This is a genomic window from Paraburkholderia sediminicola (genome assembly GCF_046026675.1).
Classification (GTDB): Bacteria; Pseudomonadota; Gammaproteobacteria; order Burkholderiales; family Burkholderiaceae; genus Paraburkholderia; species Paraburkholderia sediminicola_F.
In genome coordinates, this window is record NZ_JAQQEY010000001.1 from 2,152,353 (window position 1) to 2,176,352 (window position 24,000).

General features: G+C 62.8%; 21 protein-coding genes. 10 read left to right on the top strand and 11 right to left on the bottom strand.

Annotated features, from left to right (window positions below; translation table 11 throughout):
* Nucleotides 1-246 precede the first annotated feature (246 nt).
* A complete protein-coding gene (locus PQQ86_RS09320) occupies nt 247-1,662 on the bottom strand; it encodes an ISNCY family transposase (RefSeq protein ID WP_408265958.1) in 1,416 nt (471 codons plus the stop codon).
* Between the two features lie 381 nt (nt 1,663-2,043).
* On the opposite strand from PQQ86_RS09320, the gene PQQ86_RS09325 reads away from it, so the two are divergent.
* Nucleotides 2,044-2,472: a GH36 C-terminal domain-containing protein gene (locus PQQ86_RS09325; protein ID WP_408265960.1), complete on the top strand. Its 429-nt coding sequence runs from the start codon at nt 2,044-2,046 to the stop codon at nt 2,470-2,472.
* 48 nt (nt 2,473-2,520) lie between these two features.
* Here the strand turns inward: PQQ86_RS09325 and PQQ86_RS09330 are convergent, their stop codons facing one another.
* Nucleotides 2,521-3,480, bottom strand: coding sequence for a LysR family transcriptional regulator (locus tag PQQ86_RS09330; protein ID WP_408265962.1), 960 nt, complete (start codon nt 3,478-3,480; stop codon nt 2,521-2,523).
* 113 nt (nt 3,481-3,593) lie between these two features.
* On the opposite strand from PQQ86_RS09330, the gene PQQ86_RS09335 reads away from it, so the two are divergent.
* The gene (locus PQQ86_RS09335) at nt 3,594-4,784 is read left to right on the top strand and encodes a M20 aminoacylase family protein (RefSeq protein WP_408265963.1); all 1,191 of its coding nucleotides are present in this window, start codon (nt 3,594-3,596) and stop codon (nt 4,782-4,784) included.
* 61 nt (nt 4,785-4,845) lie between these two features.
* Entirely contained in the window at nt 4,846-6,120 is a 1,275-nt protein-coding gene (locus PQQ86_RS09340) for an MFS transporter (protein ID WP_408265965.1), read from the top strand.
* A gap of 73 nt (nt 6,121-6,193) precedes the next feature.
* On the opposite strand, the gene PQQ86_RS09345 is transcribed toward PQQ86_RS09340, so the two are convergent.
* Nucleotides 6,194-7,207 (bottom strand): LysR family transcriptional regulator, encoded by a 1,014-nt coding sequence (locus PQQ86_RS09345; protein WP_408265967.1) that lies wholly within the window; start codon nt 7,205-7,207, stop codon nt 6,194-6,196.
* Between the two features lie 101 nt (nt 7,208-7,308).
* Here PQQ86_RS09345 and PQQ86_RS09350 point away from each other — a divergent pair, with 101 nt between their 5' ends.
* The 6 genes from PQQ86_RS09350 (at nt 7,309) to PQQ86_RS09375 (ending at nt 13,665) form a co-directional block, all read left to right on the top strand.
* Nucleotides 7,309-8,385, top strand: a complete 1,077-nt coding sequence (locus PQQ86_RS09350; RefSeq protein ID WP_408265969.1) for an ABC transporter ATP-binding protein — start codon at nt 7,309-7,311, stop codon at nt 8,383-8,385.
* A gap of 78 nt (nt 8,386-8,463) precedes the next feature.
* On the top strand, nt 8,464-9,177 hold the full coding sequence (locus PQQ86_RS09355) for an HAD-IA family hydrolase (protein WP_408265971.1): 714 nt from the start codon (nt 8,464-8,466) through the stop codon (nt 9,175-9,177).
* Between the two features lie 4 nt (nt 9,178-9,181).
* Nucleotides 9,182-10,519: an NAD(P)/FAD-dependent oxidoreductase gene (locus PQQ86_RS09360; RefSeq protein WP_408265973.1), complete on the top strand. Its 1,338-nt coding sequence runs from the start codon at nt 9,182-9,184 to the stop codon at nt 10,517-10,519.
* 38 nt (nt 10,520-10,557) lie between these two features.
* A complete protein-coding gene (locus tag PQQ86_RS09365; protein WP_408265975.1) occupies nt 10,558-11,424 on the top strand; it encodes an ABC transporter permease in 867 nt (288 codons plus the stop codon).
* A complete protein-coding gene (locus tag PQQ86_RS09370; RefSeq protein ID WP_054042911.1) occupies nt 11,421-12,215 on the top strand; it encodes an ABC transporter permease in 795 nt (264 codons plus the stop codon). The genes PQQ86_RS09365 and PQQ86_RS09370 overlap by 4 nt, the downstream gene beginning before the upstream one ends.
* 22 nt (nt 12,216-12,237) lie before the next feature.
* Nucleotides 12,238-13,665: an aldehyde dehydrogenase family protein gene (locus PQQ86_RS09375; protein WP_408265977.1), complete on the top strand. Its 1,428-nt coding sequence runs from the start codon at nt 12,238-12,240 to the stop codon at nt 13,663-13,665.
* A 62-nt stretch (nt 13,666-13,727) separates the two neighbouring features.
* Here PQQ86_RS09375 and PQQ86_RS09380 read toward each other — a convergent pair whose 3' ends face one another.
* The 6 genes from PQQ86_RS09380 to PQQ86_RS09405 all read right to left on the bottom strand — a co-directional run bounded on the left by PQQ86_RS09380 (nt 13,728) and on the right by PQQ86_RS09405 (nt 21,181).
* Nucleotides 13,728-15,425, bottom strand: coding sequence for a GMC family oxidoreductase (locus tag PQQ86_RS09380; RefSeq protein WP_408270185.1), 1,698 nt, complete (start codon nt 15,423-15,425; stop codon nt 13,728-13,730).
* Between the two features lie 96 nt (nt 15,426-15,521).
* The gene (locus PQQ86_RS09385) at nt 15,522-16,580 is read right to left on the bottom strand and encodes an ABC transporter substrate-binding protein (RefSeq protein ID WP_097392714.1); all 1,059 of its coding nucleotides are present in this window, start codon (nt 16,578-16,580) and stop codon (nt 15,522-15,524) included.
* A 184-nt stretch (nt 16,581-16,764) separates the two neighbouring features.
* Entirely contained in the window at nt 16,765-18,102 is a 1,338-nt protein-coding gene (locus PQQ86_RS09390; RefSeq protein ID WP_408265979.1) for an NAD(P)/FAD-dependent oxidoreductase, read from the bottom strand.
* 26 nt (nt 18,103-18,128) lie between these two features.
* Nucleotides 18,129-18,935 carry an amino acid ABC transporter permease gene (locus PQQ86_RS09395; RefSeq protein ID WP_408265981.1) on the bottom strand — a complete coding sequence of 269 codons (807 nt, stop codon included), beginning with the start codon at nt 18,933-18,935 and terminating at the stop codon, nt 18,129-18,131.
* 64 nt (nt 18,936-18,999) lie between these two features.
* A complete protein-coding gene (locus tag PQQ86_RS09400; RefSeq protein ID WP_408265983.1) occupies nt 19,000-19,818 on the bottom strand; it encodes an ABC transporter substrate-binding protein in 819 nt (272 codons plus the stop codon).
* A gap of 40 nt (nt 19,819-19,858) precedes the next feature.
* Entirely contained in the window at nt 19,859-21,181 is a 1,323-nt protein-coding gene (locus PQQ86_RS09405; RefSeq protein WP_408265985.1) for an NAD(P)/FAD-dependent oxidoreductase, read from the bottom strand.
* A gap of 139 nt (nt 21,182-21,320) precedes the next feature.
* On the opposite strand from PQQ86_RS09405, the gene PQQ86_RS09410 reads away from it, so the two are divergent.
* Nucleotides 21,321-22,235 (top strand): LysR substrate-binding domain-containing protein, encoded by a 915-nt coding sequence (locus PQQ86_RS09410; protein ID WP_408265987.1) that lies wholly within the window; start codon nt 21,321-21,323, stop codon nt 22,233-22,235.
* Here the strand turns inward: PQQ86_RS09410 and PQQ86_RS09415 are convergent.
* The gene (locus PQQ86_RS09415; protein WP_408265989.1) at nt 22,232-23,104 is read right to left on the bottom strand and encodes a transporter substrate-binding domain-containing protein; all 873 of its coding nucleotides are present in this window, start codon (nt 23,102-23,104) and stop codon (nt 22,232-22,234) included. The genes PQQ86_RS09410 and PQQ86_RS09415 overlap by 4 nt on opposite strands.
* A 183-nt stretch (nt 23,105-23,287) precedes the next feature.
* Nucleotides 23,288-23,623, bottom strand: a complete 336-nt coding sequence (locus PQQ86_RS09420) for a YbjQ family protein (protein WP_408265990.1) — start codon at nt 23,621-23,623, stop codon at nt 23,288-23,290.
* Between the last annotated feature and the right edge of the window lie 377 nt (nt 23,624-24,000).

The window sequence follows — 24,000 nt, forward strand, 5'->3', positions numbered from 1 at the left end:
CGTTGCGCAAGGACTCTTTGTTGTTCGCCGCGAATGATACGATCCTGACGGTTCGTGCCAGACCACATGGGAAACGCGCCGTGAAACGCCCAGCCGTCGCTGACCGGTTCGACTTCTTCCACGGCGGACTTGAACTTGGCTAGAAGCGGACATTACAACTTAGCCGCTACAGCCATTGTCGAGGCTGGTTTTAAATGTCCGGGTTGCGACTTTTTAGAAATGTCCGGTTTTGAGGTTCAGAAATCTCTATGTTAGACGGCTTTCAAGCACCGAGCCAACCCGCATTCCGGCAGTTCCCAGAATCGCTTCATTCAACTGCTCCCGGGTCAGCTCGCGCTGCTTGCGGGTGCCCACCTTGCGCTCCTTCGGACGCGGCGCTTCACCCTGGTTGGTCCTCGATGGGGAGCCTGATGTCCGCCGGTCATCACGCTGTGCCTGGATCACCTGCGCCATCTGCAGTGTGTGTCCCAGCCGCTTGTTATCGACCACCGCCGCCTGATCGATCTCCGAGAGCCGGTCATACGGTACACAGGGCAGGGCAGCGCCATTCACCCGGATCTCGATACGCCCATCCGGATACTCGAACACATCCAGATAACGGTGAATCAGGCTGCGGTTCGCTACCGTATCCTCCAGCAGATAGATCACCCGGTCGTACTGCACCGTCAATACCTTCGACACGCGCCGCGGCACCCTGCATGTCAGGATCAGATCAAGATCGTCGTCGGCACGCAGCGGCCGGTGTGCATCGAATGTGCTCCGCGGCATCTTGCCAAACCGGCCGTTAAAGTCAGCAATGAAGTGGGGCGCGTAAGCGTTGGCCGCCTCCTTCGTGCTGATTCCGCGCAGCCGCAACTCCTTCACGAGGCGATCCTGCAACGTCAGGTTGGCGCGCTCGACACGGCCCTTGGCCTGGCTGCTATTGGCGCAGAACGTATCCACATTCAGCTCATACAGCGCCCGCCCGAACTGCGTCACGCCCTTGCCAGGCGTCACCGAATGGCTGTTGCAATGAAACACGCTGGCCTTGTCGCTGTACAGCGCGACCGGCTTGCCATGCTGCTCGAGATAACGGCGCATCACCTCGAAGTAGCTGAAGGTCGATTCGGTCGCCGTGAAGTGCAGCGCCATCAGCCGGCTGGTCGCATCGTCGATGAACACCAGCAGCGTGCACGCTGGCGCGCGCTCCTCGAACCAGCGGTGATCGCTGCCGTCGATCTGCACCAGCTCGCCCAGACACGCGCGGCGGTTTCTCGGCTGGTGCAGCTTCGGCGGCCGCAGTTTGCGTGGAATCCATAGTCCGGCTTCCCGCATCCAGCGCCGCACGGTTTCCTTCGCCAGCACCACGCCATGACATTCAGCCAGCTTCTCGCACGCCAGTGTCGGCCCGAAATCGGCATAGCGCTCACGCACCAGCGCCATCGCCCGCGCACGGACATCCACCGGCAGTTCGCGGTTACTGGGTTGTCCACGACGCGCCGAGACGAGCCCAGCCGGTCCAGCAGCCTCGTAGCGCCGCACCAGCCGGCTGATCTGGCGCTCACACAGCTGCAGCCGTTCAGCCGCCAGTACGATCGTCAGGCGATGCTGGACGACCGCCTCGATGATTTTCACGCGCTCGAGCTCGTGCATGCTGATCGTGATGAATCCACGTCCGTTCATGATCTGGCTCCGGGCTCGCTGGGATGCCGCAGCATGCGCCACAGCAGCCAGCCCGGAGCAGGAAACCGGACATTTCTAATGAGCCAGAACCGGACATTTCTAAAAAGCCCTGACATTCGAAATGTTGATAATTTATCTTATGTAAAATTGAAGTTATCTAACTTGCTCACCTGTGAAGGTACGTTCGCGGCCGTACTCGCACGCTCGCGTATGCCGGCAGTCGATCTGCCGCAAATGTGGCGCTCAGGCCGGATGTTTGCGGGCATTGGCCCACCTGCGTACGTGCACGACAAAATGAGCCGACGTGCTGCCGAGCGCGGTCGCGATCTTTTCGCGTGAACCCTTGCGCAACCGATCGCTGACTTCCTGCTGCGGATGGACGTGCGGCTGCTCGACGCGAACGAACGCGGTGAACTCGTCCGCTGGGTCGCTCTTTTCAAGGCGTGGCGCGAGGTTGCGCACAGCGGCACGATTTACCAGGGGGCGGTTGAGCCGTCACTGGCCTGGCTGCAGGTCGTCGCACCCGATCTCGGGGCTTCGCTGATCGCGGTCTATCGCCTCGTCGAGGACGCAAACCGCTACGTCGCGCCGGTCCCCGTGAAGGGATTGGATCCGGCCCGCCGTTACCGCGTGGAGATACTGCATAGGCCGGTCGCGCCGCATTTCACAAAGCCATCGGGGCTGCTCGCGTCGCTGGTCGACGGCGGCATCGTGCTGTCCGGCGCGACGTTACGCGACTTCGGCTTGCCGTTGCCGCCGATGCCGCCGGAATCGGCGATCGTGATTCGCTGCAACGCCGTGGACGATTGAGCTGCGGCGAAGCGAGCGAGGTCTACGCGTTGCAACCCCCCGCTCTCTTCATTGGCCTTGCTCCCCGGCCGCCGCTGCCCACCCCCTCTGCATCGCCCCCACCAACTGCTTCCACAAAAACTCCGCCGCCGGCGACAAACGCCGGCCAACCCGGCGTATCACCTGGCTGCTGAAGTCGCGTGCAATCGGATGATCGATTTCAAGCGCAACGAGCTTGCCCGCGTCGAGATATTGCCGCGCGGCATCGGTCGACATGAACGCGACGCCAAGCCCCGCCGCTGCAATCGCCTGCGCCGCGGCGAACATATCGCACCGGTAAGCCGGCGTCACGCTAAGCCGTTCCGCGCGAATGATCGAGTCGACGTATTGCTGAACGCCGAAACGCGGCGGCATGAAAATCAGGTGGGCATCGGCAAGCTGCTCGAAGCGGATACGCTGCAGTCCCGCCAACGGATGCCGCGGGCTCACGAACGCGCAGAACGGCGCGGCGCGAAACGTGCGTGAGCGTATCGCCGGGTCCCTCGCCCCGCCCGCGCATAGCCCAATATCGACCTCGTCGTTGCGAACCATCGCGATGATTTCGGACGTCGCGCCCGTGTGCAGATCGACGACGATATCCGGAAACTGCGCGCTAAAACGCTCGAGCACGATCGCCATCAGATTGCCGACGAAGCCCTCGCCGCACCCGATACCGATCCGTCCGCGCCGCAGCCCCCGATAGTCCTCCAGTTGCACCAGCATCTCCGCGTCGCGGCGCCGGCTTTCACGAAAGTGATCGACGAGACTCAGGCCGATTTCCGTGAGCGTCACGCGCCGGCCCTGCCGCTCGAGCAGCGCCACACCGTGCGCGCGCTCCAGCTGCGTCACCTGCCGGCTGATCACCGACGCATTGATGCCGAGCGCGTCCGCCGCCGCCCGCACGCCACCATGCACGGCGATTTCATGCAGATAGCGCAGGCTGCGCGGATTCAAGGTGCCTGTCTGGGGGATATCGGTGTCGGTTGACATGCTTTCTTGATTGTTGACATTCAAGTCAACATTATCGACCGAAAGACGTCATTGATCGCACGTTTTTGCAGCGAAATACTGACGCTTCTCTTTCTATATGCACGTCAATCCAAATGCCCAATACCCAGCTCTTTTGCACGCTCGACGAAACCAGCGATCTGAACGATGAACTCCGCGGCATTCGCCACCGTTTGCACCAGCACCCTGAGCTGGCTTACCAGGAGTTCCAGACATCGGATCTTGTCGCCGAAGCGCTCGCAAGTTGGGGTTACGAAGTCACGCGCGGTCTGGGCGGAACGGGCATGGTCGCATCGCTGAAGTCGGGAACGGGGTCGCGGGCCGTTGCGGTACGCGCCGATATGGACGCCTTGCCGATCACCGAGGCCACGGGCCTGCCCTATTCCAGCGTTCACCCGGGCAAGATGCACGCATGCGGTCACGACGGTCACACGGCGATGGTCCTTGGTGCAGCGCGGCATCTGGCGCGCACGCGCCGCTTTGACGGGACCGTCCATCTCGTCTTCCAGCCCGCCGAGGAAATTGGCTCGGATAGCGGCGCGCAACGCATGATCGCTGACGGTCTGTTCGAGCGCTTCCCTTGCGAGGCCATCTTCGGCCTGCACAACCATCCCGGCGCACCGGCGGGCACGTTCATGTTCCGCAGCGGCCCGTTCATGGCCGCATGCGATACCGTCGACATCACGATCCATGGCCGCGGCGGTCACGCTGCCCGCCCCCATCTCGCGACCGATCCGCTCGTAATCGGCGCAGGACTCGTGACGGCGCTGCAGACTGTCGTGTCGCGCAACATCGATCCGATGCAGCCCGCCGTGGTCACGATCGGTGCGTTCAATGCGGGACACGCGCCCAATGTGATCCCCGAAACGGCGCGTCTTCAACTGAGCGTGCGCTCGTTCGATCCCGACGTGCGCAAGCTGCTCGAAGCACGCATCCGTGCGCTCGCCAACGCGCATGCGCAAGCGCATGGCGCCAGCGTCGATATCGACTATGTGCCGGGCTACCCGGTGCTCGTGAACAGTGCGCAGGAGACTGAATTCGCGTTACAGGTCGCACGAGAACTGGTGGGCGACGAACGCGTGGTCGACGGCTTTGGTCCGATCGCGGGCAGCGAGGACTTTGCCTTTTACCTGCAAGAGAAGCCGGGCTGCTTCCTGCGCGTGGGCAATGGCAAGGACACACCGATGCTGCACAACACGAAGTACGACTTCAACGACGACAACCTGACCGTCGGCGCCGCATTCTGGACGCGGCTGGTCGAGCGGTTTCTTGCGTCGGAAGTCTAAGCGCGCCTCAGAAAGCGCGGACAGAATCATCATAAATACACCTACGGTGAGGACCTAAACCATGTCAACCCAGCCTCTTACGTCGTCCGGCACGATTGCGGTTTCGCAGACCCGCATTGTCGTGGCGGCCGTCATCGGCAATCTGCTGGAATTCTTCGATTTCACGGTCTACAGCTTTTTCGCGCTGACCATCGCAAAGCTTTTCTTTCCGTCGCAAGATCCCGTCGTGTCGACGCTGCTGGCATTGTCGGCATTCGCGATCGGTTTCGTGGCGAGACCCGTCGGCGGTTTCGTGCTCGGCCATTACGCGGACAAGCGCGGGCGCCGGGCCGCGCTCACGCTGACGATCTTCCTGATGGCCGTCGGCTCCGCGATGATCGGTCTCATGCCGACCTACCAAACGATTGGCATCGCCGCGCCTGCGTTGATCGTGATAGCGCGCCTCGTGCAGGGTTTTGCGCAGGGCGGCGAGTTTGGCGCGGCCACCGCGACGCTGCTGGAAACCGGCTCCGCAAAAGGGCGTGGCTTTCGCGCAAGCTGGCAACTGGCGAGCCAGGGCGCAGCCGCGTTGCTCGGCTCGGGCATGGCTGCGGTGCTCACCTATCAATTGACTGGTCCGCAATTGCTCGATTGGGGATGGCGTGTTCCGTTTCTGGCCGGCACGCTGATCATGCCCGTGGGCGTGTATCTGCGCCGGCATATCGTGGATGACGAGCCCGTCAAAACGGTGCACTCGCGCTTCGAACCGGCCCTCGTACGCAAATGGTTTCTGACCGTCTTTGCAATCATGGGCATGACCGTCGCGACCTACGTGCTGATGTACTACATCCCCACCTACTCGATTCAGTATCTGAAGATGCCGGCCAAGCTGTCGATGCTGGTCTCGATTGGCGCCGCATGCGTCTCGCTGCTCATGTGCCCGATCTGGGGCGCGCTGTCGGACCGCACGGGCCGTAGAAAGCCGCTGACCGTGTTTGGACGCGTGGTGCTGATCGCGCTGCTGTACCCGGCGTTCTGGCTGATGAACCAGTTTCCGACGCTGCCGGTCGTCACCGGCCTGATCGTCCTTTTGATGTTCTTCTATACGATGGGTTCGGCGCCTGCGTATGCGCTCATGCCGGAGAACTTCCCGAAACATGTGCGCGCAGGCTACCTGGCAAGCGCGTATGCCGTGGCGGTGTCGGTGTTCGGCGGCACGGCGCAACTTGTCGTTGCGTGGCTCATCAAGGTGACGGGCAATACGATGGCGCCGGCCTGGTACATGATCGCGTGCGTCGTCATTTCGCTCGGCGCCGTGATGATGCTCGAAGAAACCGGGGGACGCGATCTGGCCTGATTGTGTCCGGGAGTTCGGCCCTGGAAACCAGGGCCGGCTGGAACAAACGAGTGGCGGACGTTTTGCAATGCGATCAAGGCGTGGCTGCTCTGACCCTTCTCCCCTCATCCTGGCCCGGCCCGATCACGAGGCCCGCCTCCGCCAGCAACCGCCGCAGTCCAAGCTTCGGATAATTGCGATCGACAGCCCGCACATCGGCACGCGTCTCCTCGATGATCCAGTCGCGCACATCCGCTGCAAGCGGCCGCAACGGCCGATTCTCCGGCCACACCAGACAGCAGCGCCGGTTCGTCACGATCAGTTCCTCCTCGGACGGGAGCAGCGCGCCCTCGAGAAGCCAATGCGACACCACGTTGAGCCAGCCGAGCGCGACGCCCTGCCCCAGCAGCGCCGCCTGCACGACGATGGCGTAGTCGTTGAAGCTCAGCATGCTGGCTACGTGCCGCCCATGTGCCGCGAACGTGGCGAAGCGCTCATGCCAGCCGCGCTCGCCATCGTCCATCACGATCACTGTGTCGCCGTGCTCGCGGCCCGTCTGCGTCGCGGCCGTCTCGTGATAGCGCCGGTTGCACACCGGCAGTAGCGTTTCCGGCATCACGAGCACACTGTTCTCGCCAATCTCGTCCTCGCGCAAAAAGCGCATGCCGAGATCGACATCGACGAGCGGGCCGCCGATTCGCCCCGAGATCAGTTGAAACCGCAAATCGACGTTCGGAAACGCCTGGTTCAGCCGGCTCATGCGCGGCATCAGCCAGTGTGTCGTGAACGCGGTGGACACCGAGAGCGTGACGGACTCGATGCCCGTCGCACGCGCCTCGATCTCACGTATCGCGCCTTCTATGCCATTGAAGCCTTCCGATATCTTCCGGTAGAGGATTTTGCCGTTCTCAGTCAGCTCGATCCCACCTCGCACGCGCTCGAAAAGGCGCACGCCGAGATGGTCTTCCATGCGCGCCAGCATGCGGCTCACCGCGGGCTGACTCACATATAACTCCTGCGCCGCGCGCGTGAAGTTGCCGCAGCGCGCGGCAGCTTCGAACACGAACAGCGCATTGGCGCTCGGCAGTTTTTTGCGAAGGTTAGGCATGACCTGATGTTATGCCTTATCCAACAATTTGGGAATTGCCGTCAATAATGACGCGGCCTATATTTTCCCTAACGCAGGCCTCTACAGCGAGACAGGACGCAATGGACGCACGAGCGAAAACAGGTGTTTCGATCCGATCGGCAGCGAAACGTTATGGCCAGGTAGTGGCCCTCGACGATGTGTCGCTCGACATCGCCCCGGGCGAATTCGTCTCGCTGCTCGGTCCTTCGGGATCAGGCAAGACCACCCTGCTCGGCATTCTCGGCGGCTTCGTGCAGCCGAGTTCGGGTGCGGTTTGGGTCGGCGAGCGCGACATTACATTTGCGCCGCCGCACAAACGGGACATCGGCATCGTCTTTCAGAACTACGCGCTCTTTCCGCACATGAGCGTCGGCGAGAACGTGGCGTTTCCGCTGCGCGCGCGCCGTCAGCCCAAAGCGACGTGGGCCAAGAAGGTCGCCGATGCACTCGCAATGGTCGAACTCTCGGGCTACGAGAGCCGCGGCATCGGTCAACTGTCCGGCGGACAGCGTCAGCGGGTGGCGCTCGCCCGCGCGATGGTCTTCGAGCCGCAACTGATCCTGATGGACGAGCCGCTCTCCGCGCTCGACAAGCAACTGCGCGAAACCATGCAGATCGAGCTGCGGCGGCTGCATCGCAAGCTCGGCGCGACGATTGTCTATGTGACGCACGATCAGCGCGAGGCGCTCACCATGAGCGACCGCGTGGCCGTCCTGAAGAACGGCCGGCTCGTGCAGATCGATACGCCTGAGCGGCTCTACGACCGTCCGTGCGACGCGTTCGTGGCGAGCTTCATCGGTGAGGCGACGCTGCTCGCCGTGACACGCGCCGGCGACGATGCCGTGCGCCTCGGCGATACGGTCCTGCGCACCGCGCATCCGCTGCCGCGCGGCGACAAGCTGCTGCTCGCGGTGCAGACCGAAAAACTCGTGATCGACGGCGGCGAGCGGCGCGACGGCGTGAATCGTCTGTCGTGTCATGTCACCGAGGTGCTGTACCAGGGCGAAAGCCTGCGCGTGTTCGCCACGCTCGCCGACGGCACCGCCATCAGCCTCAGGCAGCCCGGCGGCCACGACGCGCGCCGGCGCATCCCGGAACCGGGGGCGCCCATGAGCGTCGTTCTTGATCCGCAGGACACGATCGTCGTGCCGGCCTGATCCCACTCATTTTTCAGCCTCCCACGCTTGGGGCACTCCCTCTCCCGTTTTCACAGCAAACTGCAAAAGGATGATTTCATGAAGCTCACCGATTTCAAGGTCCTGACGTTCGACGTCGTCGGCACACTCATCGACTTCGAGCGCGGCGTGCTCGCCTCCGTGCGGCGCCTCGGCGGCCCGGCAGCGAAGGACCTGACCGACGACCAGATCTTCGAGCCGTACATGCGCGGCCGTGCGACCCATCCGGGCCGCTCGAGCCACGAAATGGCGAACGTCTACCTGTCGCTGGCGCAGGAACTCGGTCTGCCCGACGACGCGCAATCGGCCGCCGCCTTCCAGCGCGACGTGCTCGAATGGCCCGCCTTCGCGGATTCGGTCGCCGCGCTCAAGCGTCTGCGCAAACACTTCCGCCTGGTTGCCATGACCAATGCGGACCGCGTTGCACTGTCGGCCTACGCGCACACGCTTGGCGACCCGTTCGACGACACGGTCTGCTGCGACGAAACCGGCGTCGCCAAGCCCGATCCGCAATTCTTCGCGTACAACCGCGGCCGTCAGGCGGCATTCGGCTACAAGTTCGGCGAGATTCTGCACACCGCGCAAAGCCAGTACCACGACATCGGCGTCGCCACGGAACTCGGCTATGCGACCTGCTGGATCGAGCGCCGTCAGGGCAAGAGCGGCTTCGGCGCCACGCCGGTGCCCGGGGCCGTCACGACGCCGACATTCACGTTCCCGACGCTCGCCGCGCTCGCGGACGCCGTCGAAGCTGAAGCGCGCCTCGCCGCCTAAGCCGATGCTCGCGCCGACGGCACGCCCCTCGCCCCTGCCCGACTCGCTCTGGCAAGCGCTCGCCGCCGCATCGCCCGATGCGGGCGCGGGCGTTAGTGCCGGCGCGCCGCTCGCGCGCGATCTCGACGTCGAAGTCGCGGTGATCGGCGCGGGCTACTCGGGCCTCGCCGCAGCCTATGCGTTGCAAAAACGCGGCGTCGGTTGCGCCGTACTCGACGCGAACCTGGTTGGATGGGGTGCGAGCGGGCGCAATGGCGGCGTGGTGTCGTCAAAATTCAGGCTGTCGTTTCCCACGATCGATCAGTTGCACGGCCTCGATACCGCGAAGCGCATGCACCGGCTCGCGCATGAAGGCGTGCGGGTCGTCGAATCGCTGGTCGACGAGTTCGGGCTCACGCTGGCCCGCTTCGAGCATACGGGCAGCTTGCGCTGCGCACACACCGAGCGCGCCCTCGCGGCGATCTGCGCCGAAGCAGACTGGGTGCGCACGAAGCTCGGCGATACGTCGATGAGCGTGCTATCGCGCGCCGAAGTCGAGCGCGAGACGGGGTCGAAGGGTTTTGTCGGCGGTGTGCTGAGTGCAGATGCCGGCACGATTCTGCCGCTCGAATACGTGCGCGGGCTCGCGCACGGCATGACGCTGCGCGGCGTGCCGATTTACGAATCGACGCCAGTACTGCAGATGCACCGCGCGCCCGGCGATACCCACGTAACGTTGCGCACGCCAGGCGGTACGGTGCGCGCGAAGCAGGTGATCGTCGCGACGAATGCCTATTCGGATCTCACGCCGGCCACCTCGCCGTATCAGCGCGAACTCGTGCCGTTCCGCAGCGCGATGATCGCCACCGAGCGCCTGTCTGACGATCTCGACGCGCGCCTGATGGTCGAACGCCGCAGTTACACGGAAACGCGGCGCATGATGAAGTGGTTCCGCAAGGTGGACGGCCGCATGCTGTTCGGCGGCCGCGACGCGTTCGGCAAAGAAGGCCAGACGACCGGCTTCGATGGGCTGCAGCGGGCGATGGTCGCGCTCTTTCCCGATCTCGCGGACGTGCCCGTGGCGTATCGCTGGTCGGGCTATGTCGGCATGACGTTCAATTCGCTGCCGCATGTCGGGCGCAGCGACGACGCCACGACCTTCTGTCTGGGGTATAACGGAGCAGGTGTCGCGATGGCCAGTCTGCTCGGACAGCATGCCGCCGCGCTCGCCCTCGGCGAGACGCCCGAGCTTTCGCTGCTCGGCTCGCCCGGTCTGCGGCCCGTGCCTTTTCATTCGCTGCGCGCGCCGGGTGTGAGGCTCGTCGCCGCGTGGTATCAGTTTCTCGACGCCGTAGGTGCATGATGACGACCGCCAAACGGATGCTCCAAGGACCCTCATTGATGCAGGCCACCGAGTCCGATCCTGCCGCGCGCTACCAGCGGCGCGAAGATCGCACGATGCTTCTCCTGATGGCGCCGGCGCTCCTCGTGGTCGTCGTGCTGCTCGTCGTGCCGCTCGCCTGGCTGTCGTGGCAATCGATCTATCACGACGGCTTCACGCTCGAGAACTATCGGCGCATGTTCTCGGGGGCCTACCTCGAAACTTTCCTGCTCACGTTCAAACTGAGCATTATCGTGACCGTCATCACGCTGGTGCTCGGCTATCCGGTGGCCTACTTCGCGGCCTCGGTGTCACCGAAGCTGAGCGCGCTTGTTCTTGGCATGGTCATCCTGCCGTTCTGGACCAGCGTGCTGGTGCGCACTTACGCGTGGCTCGTGTTGCTGCAGCGCACGGGCCTCGTCAACAAGGCCCTGATCGCCTCGGGGCTAATCGATCGGCCGGTGCAGCTCGCCTATAACCAGTTCGGCACAATCATCGCCATGGTTCATATCCTGTTGCCGTTCATGGTGCTGCCGCTCTATTCGGCCATGCAGAAAATCCCGCCTAATCTCTCGCAGGCGGGCGCGAGTCTGGGCGGCTCGCCGCTGCATGTGTTCATGCGCGTGTTCCTGCCGCTTTCGATGAGCGGCGTGTTCGCCGGCGTCACCCTCGTGTTCGTGCTGTGCCTCGGCTTCTACATCACGCCCGAGTTGATGGGCGGCGGCAAGTCGATCATGGTATCGATGGTGGTGAGCCGCAACGTCGAAATCTATAACAGCTGGGGCGCGGCGAGCGCGGTGAGCGTCGTCCTGCTGATCTGCGTGTTCGCGATTTTCTACGCCGCGAGCCGCGTGGTGCCACTCGAAAAGACCCTGGGCGCGAAATGACAAAGCTCTCGTTCGGACGGATCGTCCTCGGCGCGGCGGTCGTGCTGATCCTCCTGTTCCTCATGGTGCCGGTGCTGATCGTCGTGCCGCTGTCGTTCTCCGACACGCGCTTCATGACCTTCCCCCCGCCGGCCTATTCGTTGCGCTGGTATCACTCGTTCTTCGACAACCCCGCGTGGATCGACGCCGCGCGCACCACGCTGACCGCGTCGATCTGCGCCGCACTGCTCGCCACACCGCTCGGCGTGTGCGCCGCCTATGCGATCCAGAACGGCACGCATTGGATCATGCGCTATCTGCGCACGCTGCTGATGCTGCCGTTGATGGTGCCGATCATCATCGTCGCGGTGGGTGTGTTTTTCGTCTACTCGCAGGCTGGCTATGTGAATACGCTCGGTGGGCTGATTCTCGCGGATACGATGCTCGGGCTGCCGTATGTGCTGATCTCGGTCGGCGCGGATCTTCGCACTTTCGACCGCACTCAGGAGATGGTCGCCCGCAGCCTCGGCATGAATCGCTTTCGCAGCTTCATGACAGTGACGCTGCCACAGATCAAGGCGAGCGTGATCTCCGGCGCCGTGTTCGTGTTCATTCAGGCGCTCGACGAAACGGTGGTCGCACTCTTCGTGTCGGGCGGCTCGAACCAGACGCTGACACGCCGCATGTTCGTCACACTGCGTGACGAGATCGATCCGACCATCGCCGCGATCAGCACGATGCTCACGGCGCTGACGCTGTGCCTCGTGATGATCGTCGTGGTAAGCCGGCGCTCCGGCGCAGCGCGCGCTTGAACTCCACCTACACACCTCTCACATGACCAATGCACTGAAGTTCTATATCGACGGCGCGTGGGTCGAGCCGTCAGGCACGGCACGCCTGCCCGTCATCGACCCCTGCACCGAAGAAGCATTCGCCGAAGTGGCAATGGGCACACCTGCCGATATCGATCGCGCGGTCGCTGCGGCAAAACGCGCGTTCACGTCGTTCTCGCAGACCACGCCCGCCGAGCGTCTCGCGCTGATCCGCCGCATTCTCGAGGTCTTTCTCGAACGGCACGACGAGATGGGCGACACGATCTCGCGCGAACTGGGCGCCCCACGCGCGATGGCGCACGCATGGCAAGCAGGGATCGGACGGCGGCATCTCGACGAATTGATCCGCACGTGCGAAACGTTCGCGTGGCAACGCAAAAAAGGCACCACGCTCGTTAATCATGAACCGGTGGGCGTCGTCGCGCTGATCACGCCGTGGAACTGGCCGATCAATCAGATCGTCTGCAAGGCAGCGCCCGCGATTGCGGCCGGCTGCACGATGGTGCTGAAGCCCAGCGAAGTGACACCGCTCAACGCGCTGCTGTTCGCGGAGATTCTCGACGCGGCGGGCGTGCCGCCAGGGGTCTTCAATCTCGTGAACGGCGATGGACCGACCGTCGGTGCGGCGCTTGCAGCGCATCCCGATGTCGACATGGTGTCGTTCACCGGCTCGACGCGTGCGGGCATCGAGATCGCGAAGCTCGCGGCGCCGACCGTCAAGCGCGTGCATCAGGAGCTGGGTGGTAAGTCGGCCAACATCCTGCTGGACGACGTCGACTTTGAAGCCGCCGTGACGGCGGGCGTCAACTCGTGCTTCAACAACAGCGGCCAGTCGTGCAATGCACCGACGCGCATGCTGGTGCCCGAGGCGCGCCATGACGAGGCGGTCGCGATCGCCCGGCGGGCGGCGGAAGCACATCGCGTCGGCCCTGCAGACCATGAGCGCACAACCATGGGGCCGGTTGTCAGCAGCGTGCAGTTCGAGCGCGTGGAACGGCTGATCGCGGCCGGCATCGACGAGGGCGCGCAAGTCGTGGCCGGTGGCCTCGGCCGTCCGCAAGGTCTCGAACGCGGCTATTACGTGCAACCGACTGTGTTCGCGAACGTGCGTCCGCCCATGACGATCGCGCGCGAAGAGATCTTCGGGCCTGTGCTCGCAATCATGCCGTATCGCGACGAAGAGGAGGCGATCGCGATTGCGAACGACAGTCCCTTCGGCCTCGCTGCCTATGTGCAATCCGCCGATCACGAGCGTGCGCGGCGCGTAGCGTTCAGGTTGCGGGCGGGCAGCGTGTACCTGAACTATCCGTCGTGGGACGCCGGCTCGCCTTTCGGCGGCTACAAGCAGTCAGGCAATGGGCGCGAATACGCCGAGTGGGGGCTCGAAGCGTTTCTCGAGGTAAAAGGCATCGTGGGCTATGGGGACTGAGGGCAACTGAGCGCTGCGGCAGTCGACGAGGGCGCCGTCCCTTTCTCAACCCGGCACGTCGCCTAGGCGCGGCCACGTAGCATATCCGCGATGCGCTCCGCGATCATGATGGTTGGAATATTCGTGTTGGCGCACGGTATCGACGGCATCAGCGACGCATCGCACACGTAAAGCCCGTTCACGCCATACACGGCGCCACGTGCATCGCAGACAGCGAGCGGATCGTCGGCAGCGCCCATCCGGCAGGTTCCTGACGGATGCCAGGTGCCGCCCACCGAGCGCGTGACGAACTGCGTCAAGGCATGATCGTCGGCGAGCAGATCGTTCAACGTCACGCCCTGAGTAACCACGCGTCGCACAAGCCACGCGCGAAACGGACCCGCGATGTCCAGCAGCACGCTCAGCGTGCCGCGTTGCAACGCATTCCACGCACCCGGCACAGCCACACTCGCGACCCGCGGCGAATAGCTCGAAGGCAGAAGCGTCGCACGATGCTTCGCCATCATCGGATCGGCCAGCGTGTCAGCGCCGAAGCGCAGCGCCCGCTTCAGGCGTTCGAGATCGCGAGCATCGGACAGCATGTTGAAATCGACAGCGGGCTCGCTATACGGACTAGCCGACGTAAGCGTCACCCGCCCACGCGAGTACGACTTGTTCACCCAGAAGAAGATCGTGCCGAGCCGGTAGCCCACCGAATGCCAGCCCGAACGCGACAGGATCGCACCGTGCATGTCGCCGGGCACGGTGTCGTGCATGCCTGACGAAAAACGCACGATGGCCTGCTCGTGATGCTCGTCGGGAAACGGCGTGCGGGCGGCCCGCGGCAAAACTGCGGAAACAGCGATCGACGGATGCTCCATCAGATTGCCGCCGACGCCGGCCCGGTCCGCGCGCACTTTGATACCGAGCGCGGCGAGCTCGGCGGCCGGTCCGATGCCGCTTCGCATCAGCAGCGCGGGACTGTGGATCGCGCCGGCGCAGACGATTACATGCGTGGCGCGCAATTCTTCGCTGGCGCCATTCCTGCCATCCCTGCCCCCGCTGCCGACGATGCGCGCACCGACCGCCCGTGTGCCGTCGAACAGCACGTGCTCGACGAGCGTTCCGGTGCAAATCTGGAGGTTCGGACGGGCACGCACAGCATCGTCGAGATAGCAGACCGACGTCGGGGTGCGTTCGCCGGCCTCGCTCACCGCGATCGATCCAATGAACGTGCCGTCCTCCCATGCGCCGTTCTGATCGTCGCGCCGCACGTGGCCTCTCGCGTCGAGCGTGCCGAGCACCGCGCGCACGAAGGGTGAGATGCGTGCCCAGTTCGCGCGCTGGATGCGGACCGGGCCGGTCTTGCCATGCAGCTCGCCGTCGAAGTCGCAATCGGATTCGAGTTTGCGGAAGTACGGCAGGCAGGCGTTCCAGTTCCAGCCGTGTGCGCCAAGCGCGTGCCATTCATCGTAGTCGGCGGGCGCGCCGCGATTCGCCATCAGCGCATTGATCGCCGAGCCGCCGCCGAGCAGACGCGCCTGTTCGTAGCGTCGTGTCGTCGCCGACGCGCTCATGCGCGCCTTCAGGCGCTGCCAGATGTTCGCCGTGTCGAGATAGGCGCGACCAGGGTACCGGCTGCGCACGGCAGCAGGCATGTCCGTCTGCGAGATATTGCGGCCGGCCTCGACAAGACAGACGGTTTTGCCGACGTCTTCGGACAGGCGCGCGGCGAGCACGCAGCCCGCCGAACCGCCGCCGAGAATCAGATAGTCGATCACATTCGATGATTGCACAGGCGTTGAAACGTGCGGGACGGGTGGGCAAAACGTGCGCGCGAGCTCGTGAGCCCGCGCGCGTCAGGACCGGCCTGCGCCTTACTGCATGAACTTGAGCCAGCGCGCCTTCGCCTGAACGCCGGCGTCCGAGGCCCACCACTCCTCCGACATGAGCGCCTGCTTGGCCGCATTGTCCGGCGAGCTCGGCAGCTCGCTCGCGCGTTTCGCGTCGATCTTGCCGGTCTTGAAGGCAGCCGGATTGCCCGGGCCATAGTCAATGTACAGCGGCAGGTTCGCCTGCAATTCGGGCGAGACAGCGGCGTTGACGAATTTGATCGCGTCGGCCAGGTTCGGCGCATTCTTCAGCACGCACAACTGGGTGTTCTGCAGAATGCCGTCGTTGAACGTGAAGTCGATATCGGGGTTGTCTTTGCGCACGGCGCTCGCGCGGCCGTTCCAGATCATCGTCATGTCGACTTCGCCGTCGTGCAGCAATTGTGCCGACTGCCCGCCCGAGGTCCACCAGACGGTCACGTCCGGCTTGATCTGTTGAAGCTTTTTGAACGCACGGTCGACATCGAGCGGATAAAGCTTATCGCGCGGTACGCCGTCTGCCAGAAGCGCGGCTTCGAGTACCGTCTGCGGATCGTTGCGCAACGCGCGCGTGCCGGGGAATCCCTTCACATTCCAGAAATCGGCCCAGCTCTGCGGCACTTTCTTCAACGACTTCTTGTTGTAGCCGATGACCGTCGAATAGAACTCATAGGCGACTGAATACGGCGTGCGGTATTTCTCGGGCATCGCGGCCCCATTCGGGATCTTCGAGAAATCCAGCTTCTCCAGCAGGCCTTCGTGACCGCCGCGCAGGCAGTTGGACGTCGGCGTATCGACCACGTCCCAGATCGGCTTGCCGGTTGCGGCCTGGGCCTTGATCTGCGGCCATGCGTCCGGGATGCTGTCCTGATTCACGGTAATGTTCAGCAGTTTCGCAGCAGGATCGAGGATCGCCTTGGTCTGCGCTTCCTGATACGTGCCGCCTTGAGAAACAAAGGTAATCTTCCCCGCAGCAAAAACAGGCGTGAGACACGCAGGCACCAGCCCCGCGACACCAAGAATCAGAACCGCCGCAAGCGGGCGCAACGTGGGCTTCTTGATCACGACTTTGTCCTCGAAAGGGTTAAGCGAAAGAGATCGTGGATGTAATGCGCATTGAGCCCAATATAGTGAGTCTATTTAATGGCGACAACGCCGCAATTGTTGTGGTGCCCATGACATCACGTTATGGCGAACGCGTCGCATCAGCTGCATGATGACCGGCTATTCCTTCTGATGAAAGACCGCCTTAGAAGCCCGCGTCGATCACAATCTTGGTTCCGTCGCTGAAGCGGTTGAGGCGGAATGCATGCGGGTCGACAAGCGGCGTGTCGTTCGTCACCAGATCCGCCATCAGCTTTCCGGCCGCCGGGCCGATGCCGAATCCGTGCCCCGAGAAGCCGGTGCCGATAAAGAGTCCCGGCACCGTATCGACACCGGAAATCACTGGAATCGCGTCCGGCGTCACATCCATGTAGCCCGCCCAGCGCTGCGCGATTCGCGCATGCGCCAGATGCGGGAAGACCTTGGTGAACTCGCGCAAACCGGCGTCGGTGTAGCGGGTGATCGGCTCGGGATCGAGCGTGCGGACCGCTTCGAACGCTGTGGGACGGTCGAGCGCCCAATGATGCGGACGGCGCAATTCATCGAAGAAGCGAGCGCCAATGCCGATGCGCAAAGAGCCCAGCTGGCTCTTCAGCGCTTCGACATATTTGAAGAACAGGCGAAAGGAATCGGGCGTGAGATCGCTATAGGTGCGAAAGCCAAAAGCGATCGTATAGCCGCCGTCGGCGCGCTTGCGAAACGCGAATTTCTTGTTACTCGCGCTACAGGTCGGCCCGCCGTCGAGCGGCTCGGTGCGAAGCACCGAGGCCTTTACCAGCAGTTGCGGTACATCGACATCCAGGTTGCCGCAGAACAACCGCGACCACGTGCCACCCGCGACGACGACGCTGTTGCAACGAATCGTGCCGTGCTCGGTGATGACCGCACTGACGCGCCCTGCGCTTGTTTCGATGCCACGGGCGGCGCATGGCGTCAGAATCCTGACACCGCGTTTGCGCAGCGCATTCGCGATCGCCGGTGCGGCCTTTTGCGGTTCGGCGCGGCCGTCGCCGGGCGTGTAGAGTCCACCTTTGAACGCTTTCGTCGCACCGGGCAACAGGTCGGCAACGGCACTCCCGTCGACCACGCGCGTGTCGAACGTATCGCCCGCCACGTGGCGCGCCTTGTCGAGCCATACGTGATGACTGTCCATCACGGTGTCTTCGTCGGTCATGTAGAGGATACCGCACTGATTGAAGCCCGTGTCGATGCCGAGCGTCGCATCCATTTTCCGCCACAGCTTCAGGCTTTCGATGCTCAACGCGAACTCGCGCATGTCGCGATGCGTGACGCGCACCCAACCCCAATTGCGACTCGATTGCTCGCCCGCAATATGGCCTTTCTCACATAGCGCGACCTGCAATCCCTTCTCGCTCAGATAAAGGGCCGTGCTCACCCCGATAATGCCGCCGCCGATGACGACGACATCGACTTGCGCGGGCAAGGTGGTGTCGTCAGCGACCGTTTCTACTTTGGGTCCCATTGTGGCTGGTGTCCTGCCTGTGAAGACTAGTTATGTTGATCGGCGATGCCGGCCCTGACGGAGGCAGTCGAATTGGCCGAAGGCTGTGCCTTGCGCTGCCGGCGTGACAATCCCGTGCTGGAATTGCCGCGCGCCGGATTCGAATGACGGTTGGTCCAGCGGTCGATGTGATTGATCGCGTGCGTGAGCGGCACGGTCACGAGCAGATACACGGCACCCGCGGCCACCAGCGGCGACAGGTTCGCGGTATTCACCGACGTGTTCTGGCCGATCGTAAACAAATCGCGTTGCGAAGTCAGCAGGCCAAGAAAATAGACCAGACTCGAATCCTTGACGATTGAAATGAACTGGTTCGCAAGCGCCGGCAAGATGCGCCGCACGCCTTGCGGCACGATCACGTGGCGCATGCTGCTCCAGTATGTCATGCCGAGCGCCTGACACGCAGACAGTTGTCCGCGCCCCACGCTTTGAATGCCGGAGCGGAAAATCTCCGCGATATACGCGGACGAGATCAGCCCTAGTGCGACGATCGCAAGCGGATACGGATTGGGTCCGAAGATCGCGAGCCCCACTGGCGCGAGGCCCTGGCCGACCAGCAGGATCACGAGCGCGGCCGGCAGGCCGCGAAACACGTCGATGAACACCTGTGCGGGCAGCATCAACCAGCGCGTATGCGACACCGTCATCAACGCGAGCATCATGCCCGCGACGATCCCGAGGACGGTCGAAAACACCGATAGCACCAGCGTATTGACGAGGCCCGTGCACAGCAACGACGGTATCGACGAGATCAGCAACGGCCAGTCGAGAAAGTTCTGCAAGAAAGCATTCATGGTGCGCTCCCTGTTGAGCGTCGGCGGCGGGTTCAGCCACCGGTCCGCAGTCGGCCGAACTCAATCAGTTATCGGTCTTCATCGCGTACGGCGGCAGGCTCGCGGGCTTCGAATAACCCGGGTGGAACTGCAGATACAGCTTCAGCCAGGTTCCGTCCGCGACCAGTTCGCCGATGCACTTGTTCAGCGCCGCTTCGAGCCTGGTGTTGCCCTTGTGCACCGGGAAACCGGCGGGCAGATTGACGGCGGAGATGTCGAGCTTGTCAGCGATGTTCATTTGCGGATACTTGCCCTGCAAGCCCTCCACGAGCGTTTTATCCACGAAGTAGCCATCGATGTATTTCGAGCGCATCGCGAGGAATCCCGCGTTCAGGTTCGGAAAGCGCACGATCTGCGCGCCCGGCAGGTAGCTGTCCGAATACGTGTCCTCGATGGTGCCCTGCACGACGCCGATCCGTTTGCCCTTCACCGATGACGGATCGCTCGTGATCGCGCTGTCGGGCAAGGTTGCCACACTCAGAAGACCCGTCAGATAGCCCTCTGAGAAATCGACCATCTTCAGACGTTCCTTCGTGATCGAAATCGACCCGGCGGCCAGATCGATCTGCTGGTTCGCAACGCTCGGCAGCAGGCCGCTGAAATCCTGCGCGCGGAACTCGGCGCTCAGGCCGAGCTTCGCGGCGACGGTACGCAGCAATTCGACGTCGAAGCCCGTCATCTTGCCGTTGTCGATATACGAATACGGCTTGTTGTTCGCATCCACGCCGGCGACCAGCTTGCCGGGCGTCAGCGTGCCGATGTCGTCGGCACGGGCGTTGCTGTGCAGCGCAAGCGATAGAGGCACGACAACCGCAAAGAGGCTGAGAAGATGGCGAAAACGCATGATGTTTGCTCCGTCGAAAGGACCTGCGATGGGAAGTCTGTCAGGAAAGCGCGGCGCGCGCGCGGCCGCTCCAGAAATCGTCGAACGCATAGAGCGCCGTGCCGACCGGCACGCTCAGGCGACTCGCCATGCCGGCCGGGCTGACCGGAAACGTGCCCTCACCGAACGCGCCCGCCTGTGCATCGAGTCCGAGCATGGATCTCACGACTCGCGAGCCCAGATAGCTCATCAGCGCGACACCGTTGCCGTTGCAACCGAGCGCGTAGTGAATGCCGTCCTGTTCACCGATATGCGCGAGCTTGTCGCCCGTCATCGCGACGTAGCCCTTCCAGGCGTGTGTGATGCGTACGTCGCGCAGTGCGGGCCACAACTCGATCATCTTCGCGTGCAGCATCCTCGCCGCTTCACGTTCGCTCACCTCACGGATAGCGGGGCGCGAGCCGAACAGCATTCGCGTGCCGTCGGGCGACGGCCTCGTGTAGAACAGATTGCGTTTCGAATCGCTGATCATGCGCCGCCCCGGATTCAGCACGGCCATCAGTCCCGGCGGCAGCGGCTCCGTCGCGATCTGGTAACTCGCGACCGGCAGCACGCGCCGCGCGAAGAACGGTAGCAGCCGTCCGGTGTAACCGTTGGTCGCGACCAGCACATGCTTCGTGTCGATTTTTCCTCGCGTTGCGTGAACCCGAAAACCCGCGCCATTGCGCTCGATTCGCTCCACGCCCGCATGCGAATGCAAAGTCGCGCCGCAACGTCGCGCGAGATCGCGCAGCGCGCGATGATATTTGGCCGTATGCAGACCACCGTATTCATCGACGAGAATCCCGCCGTAGTAGTAGTCGGAGCCGATCATCTTGTGCTGCTCGGCGCGCGGCACGACGTGCACCGTCACGCCGGTCTTCTCGCGCAACAGGTCGCCCTGGCGCCGCAAACGATCGAAGTGGCGCGGCGTGAATGCGCCGAAGAAACGCCCCGTGATCTGCAGATCGGCGTCGAGCGACTCCTCGGCGACAAGGCGCTTCAGGTAATCGAAGCTCGCCATCGACTCGTGCATTAGCCGTCCCAGCCTCTCCGCCGATACGCCACGAATCGCATTGGTTAGCGCGAGCTTCTGTCCGCTCGACACCATGCCGCCGCTGCGCGTGCTGCCGCCCGCCCCGATCTCCGCGGCGTCGAGCACGGCGACGCTGGCGCCGAGGCGCGCCGCGACTGCTGCCGCCGATAAGCCGCAATAGCCGCTGCCGACAATCACCACGTCGACGCCGGACGGCAACGCGTCACGGGCAGTCTCGGGCGGCGCGGCGTCCCACCAGTACGGGGCCACGCGAAAATCGTCGTGAAGCAGCAGGGCATCGGAGCGCATCGTTTAAGACCGGAGAGAAGATGCGAGCCAGTCTAGGATTTCGTCGATCATCCGGTCAAATACGACCAAAAACGTCCGCCATTCAAATTTGATATGGCAAGCTGGGAGCCGGATTAACGAAGGCAGACGAGGCGAAAGGATGAATCAGCGGCAAATCGATGCGTTCAGGCTGGTCATGTTGCGCGGCTCGATGACCGCCGCCGCCGAGGAGCTTGGCACGTCGCAGCCGAGCATCAGCCGGTTGATTGCGGAACTGGAGGCATCGACGGGATTGGCCCTGTTCACGCGCAACGGCGGACGGATTCAGGCCACGGATGCGGGGAGCGCGTTTTATCGCGAAGTGGACCGGAGTTTTGTGGGCCTCGAGAAACTTGCGCATTCCGCGCGTGAAATCCGCCAGTTCGGCAGTGGCCGTCTAAGGCTTGTCGCGGCGCCGGTGCTGGCGTTGTCGTTCATCCCGATGGTGATCGAGCGTTTTCTCGCCGTCTATCCACGCATCGCGATATCGCTGGAAATGCGCAGCGAAGGCACGATCCAGCGTTGGGCCTCGTCGGCCTATTGCGATATCGGCTTTGCTACGACTACGCCCGAAGCATTCGGCGTGACAAGCGCCGAGTTATACCGGCTACCCGGCGTGTGCGCGCTACCGGCCGGGCATCCGCTGACTGCGCGCAAACGTATCCACGCACGCGATCTGCGTAACGAAAGGTTGATTCTGGCTTCGTATGCGGACGACACGCGTTCGTCGCTGGATCGCGTGTTGCGTCAGGCGGAAGTCAATCAGGTGCCGACTATCGAAACACCATACGGTGCGACGATTTGCGCGATGGTGTCGCGCGGGTTAGGAATCGGCATCGTGAATCCGCTTGCGACTTTTGATGCCAATCCCGCGAAGATCCAGTTTCGGCCGTTTTCACCGGACGTCGTGTTTCGGGGGTTCACCGTATGTCCGCAGCTTCAGTACACAAATCCGATCGTTGATAGTTTTCTTAAGATGGCGAACGACACGATGGTGCGTGAAGCAAAACACGCCTCCAAACCCGCGCGACATTAGCTCATCCAGTACTTGTCCGGGATCCTGCGATCCGCTTCGGAAAGGAACGGATTGTCGAGGACGAAGACCTTGCGGCTCGCGAGGTCGGAACGGACCAGCCCGTCCTGAATGTAGGGATGGGAGTTGAACAGGCGCATAAACGATCCGTCGAGATATGCCCTCTCCAGCCCCTTGTTAATGGTCTGGGCCAGGCTTGCGTGCTTCGTGGAGACGTAGAAAATGAAGTCCGACCGGTATTTCAGAAGCAGCCGCTTCTCGACGACCAGATCTCGATTTCTGTGCCGCGGCTCGTCCAGTTCCGCGAAAGCTTCAACGGCACCGCGCGGAAAATAGTCCAGCCGACCACCCTGGACCATGTCGAACACCGTCTCATAGGGAACCGTCTCTATGTTCAGACCGGCTGCTCTCATGATTTTTGTATCGATCCAGCCAAGCCCCTGACCACCCGTCAATGCCTTCAGATCGGCCAGGCTCCCCACCTTGTCGAAATCAGCCTGATGATCTTTTCGTATGACAAAAATCCGGCAACCGATCAGCCCGCGATTGATAGGAATCCGTACCACGTTCAACCCGCGTTCCGCCTCGGCGTCCGTGCTTGTCCAGAGCAGATTGATGGCATTGCTCCCGCCGGCCAGTTCTGCCAGCGCACGCCCCCGTTCCATCAGGACGTCAGCCTGCCGCGCCACGTAATCGGCGCCTGCCGCTTTCATTGCGAGGTCGAGCACCGCCAGGGGGAAGGTCGCACGCGCCCGATCTTCGGGGCGGTAATGCGGGTATACGATAGCGAATGGGTCTGCGGAAGCTGCATGCGCGCGAAGCGTCACGCCTGCCGCACCCAGTGCAGCCAATACAAAACGCCTGCGATGCATAGATATCTTCGACACATGTGCGATTCGCCAGTACTGGCACGGATCGCCCAGAATCACGCCCGGTCAAAAAACCATCGTGCCACGATTTGTATAGGCATACAAACTCATTTCATTTGCAAAGCATTACACAGTCCAACGCGACACCGAAGACCCGTTGCCTCAGCGTTGGCCAGAAAGCGCTCTTCAAACCAGCAACGTCACGTGGACCGCCGTCCCGTAACACAGCACCTCTGTGATGCCTCTCGCTATCTCGGTTGCGTCATACCGCATGCCGATGATGCCGTTTGCGCCCAGGTCCGCAGCCTGCGCAATCATGCGCTCGTATGCATCCTGTCGCACTCGCTCACACAGCGACGTGTAAAGCGTGATGTTGCCTCCGAAAATCGTCTGCAGCGATGCGCCAAGTGCGCCAACGACGGATCGAGACCGAACGATGATCCCGCGAGTGACGCCGAATGAACGCTCTATCCTGTGTCCCGGAAGGTCAAACGCAGTCGTCACCATGTGTCGTTCTATCATCGTCTTCTCCGTGTTCAATTGATCGCTTGCGTTTCATCGGACGTGCTTTCAATGCGCTTCATTGTAGCTAAGCACCTGATTGACATGCCGGGATCGCTGACTGGATATATATACGGTAACGCTCCACTCAGCCGGGCACTGCGGATATCGCGCGAACGCTCCGCCTTGCCCGGCTGCAACCATCATGCAGCGAGTTGGGGCGCAGCGGGGAAGTCCACCGGTACATGCGTCGTTGAGTGCAGGTAGTCAGTGACAGTCTTGTCGCCGATCACGAACTGCTCTTCGCGTTCTGGAATGCGAGATAGCTGCCGAGCACATGCTCCGAATGGGCCAGCGTCGCGTAGAGGTTGGGCACCGTGCCGAGACTGCTCTAGAGC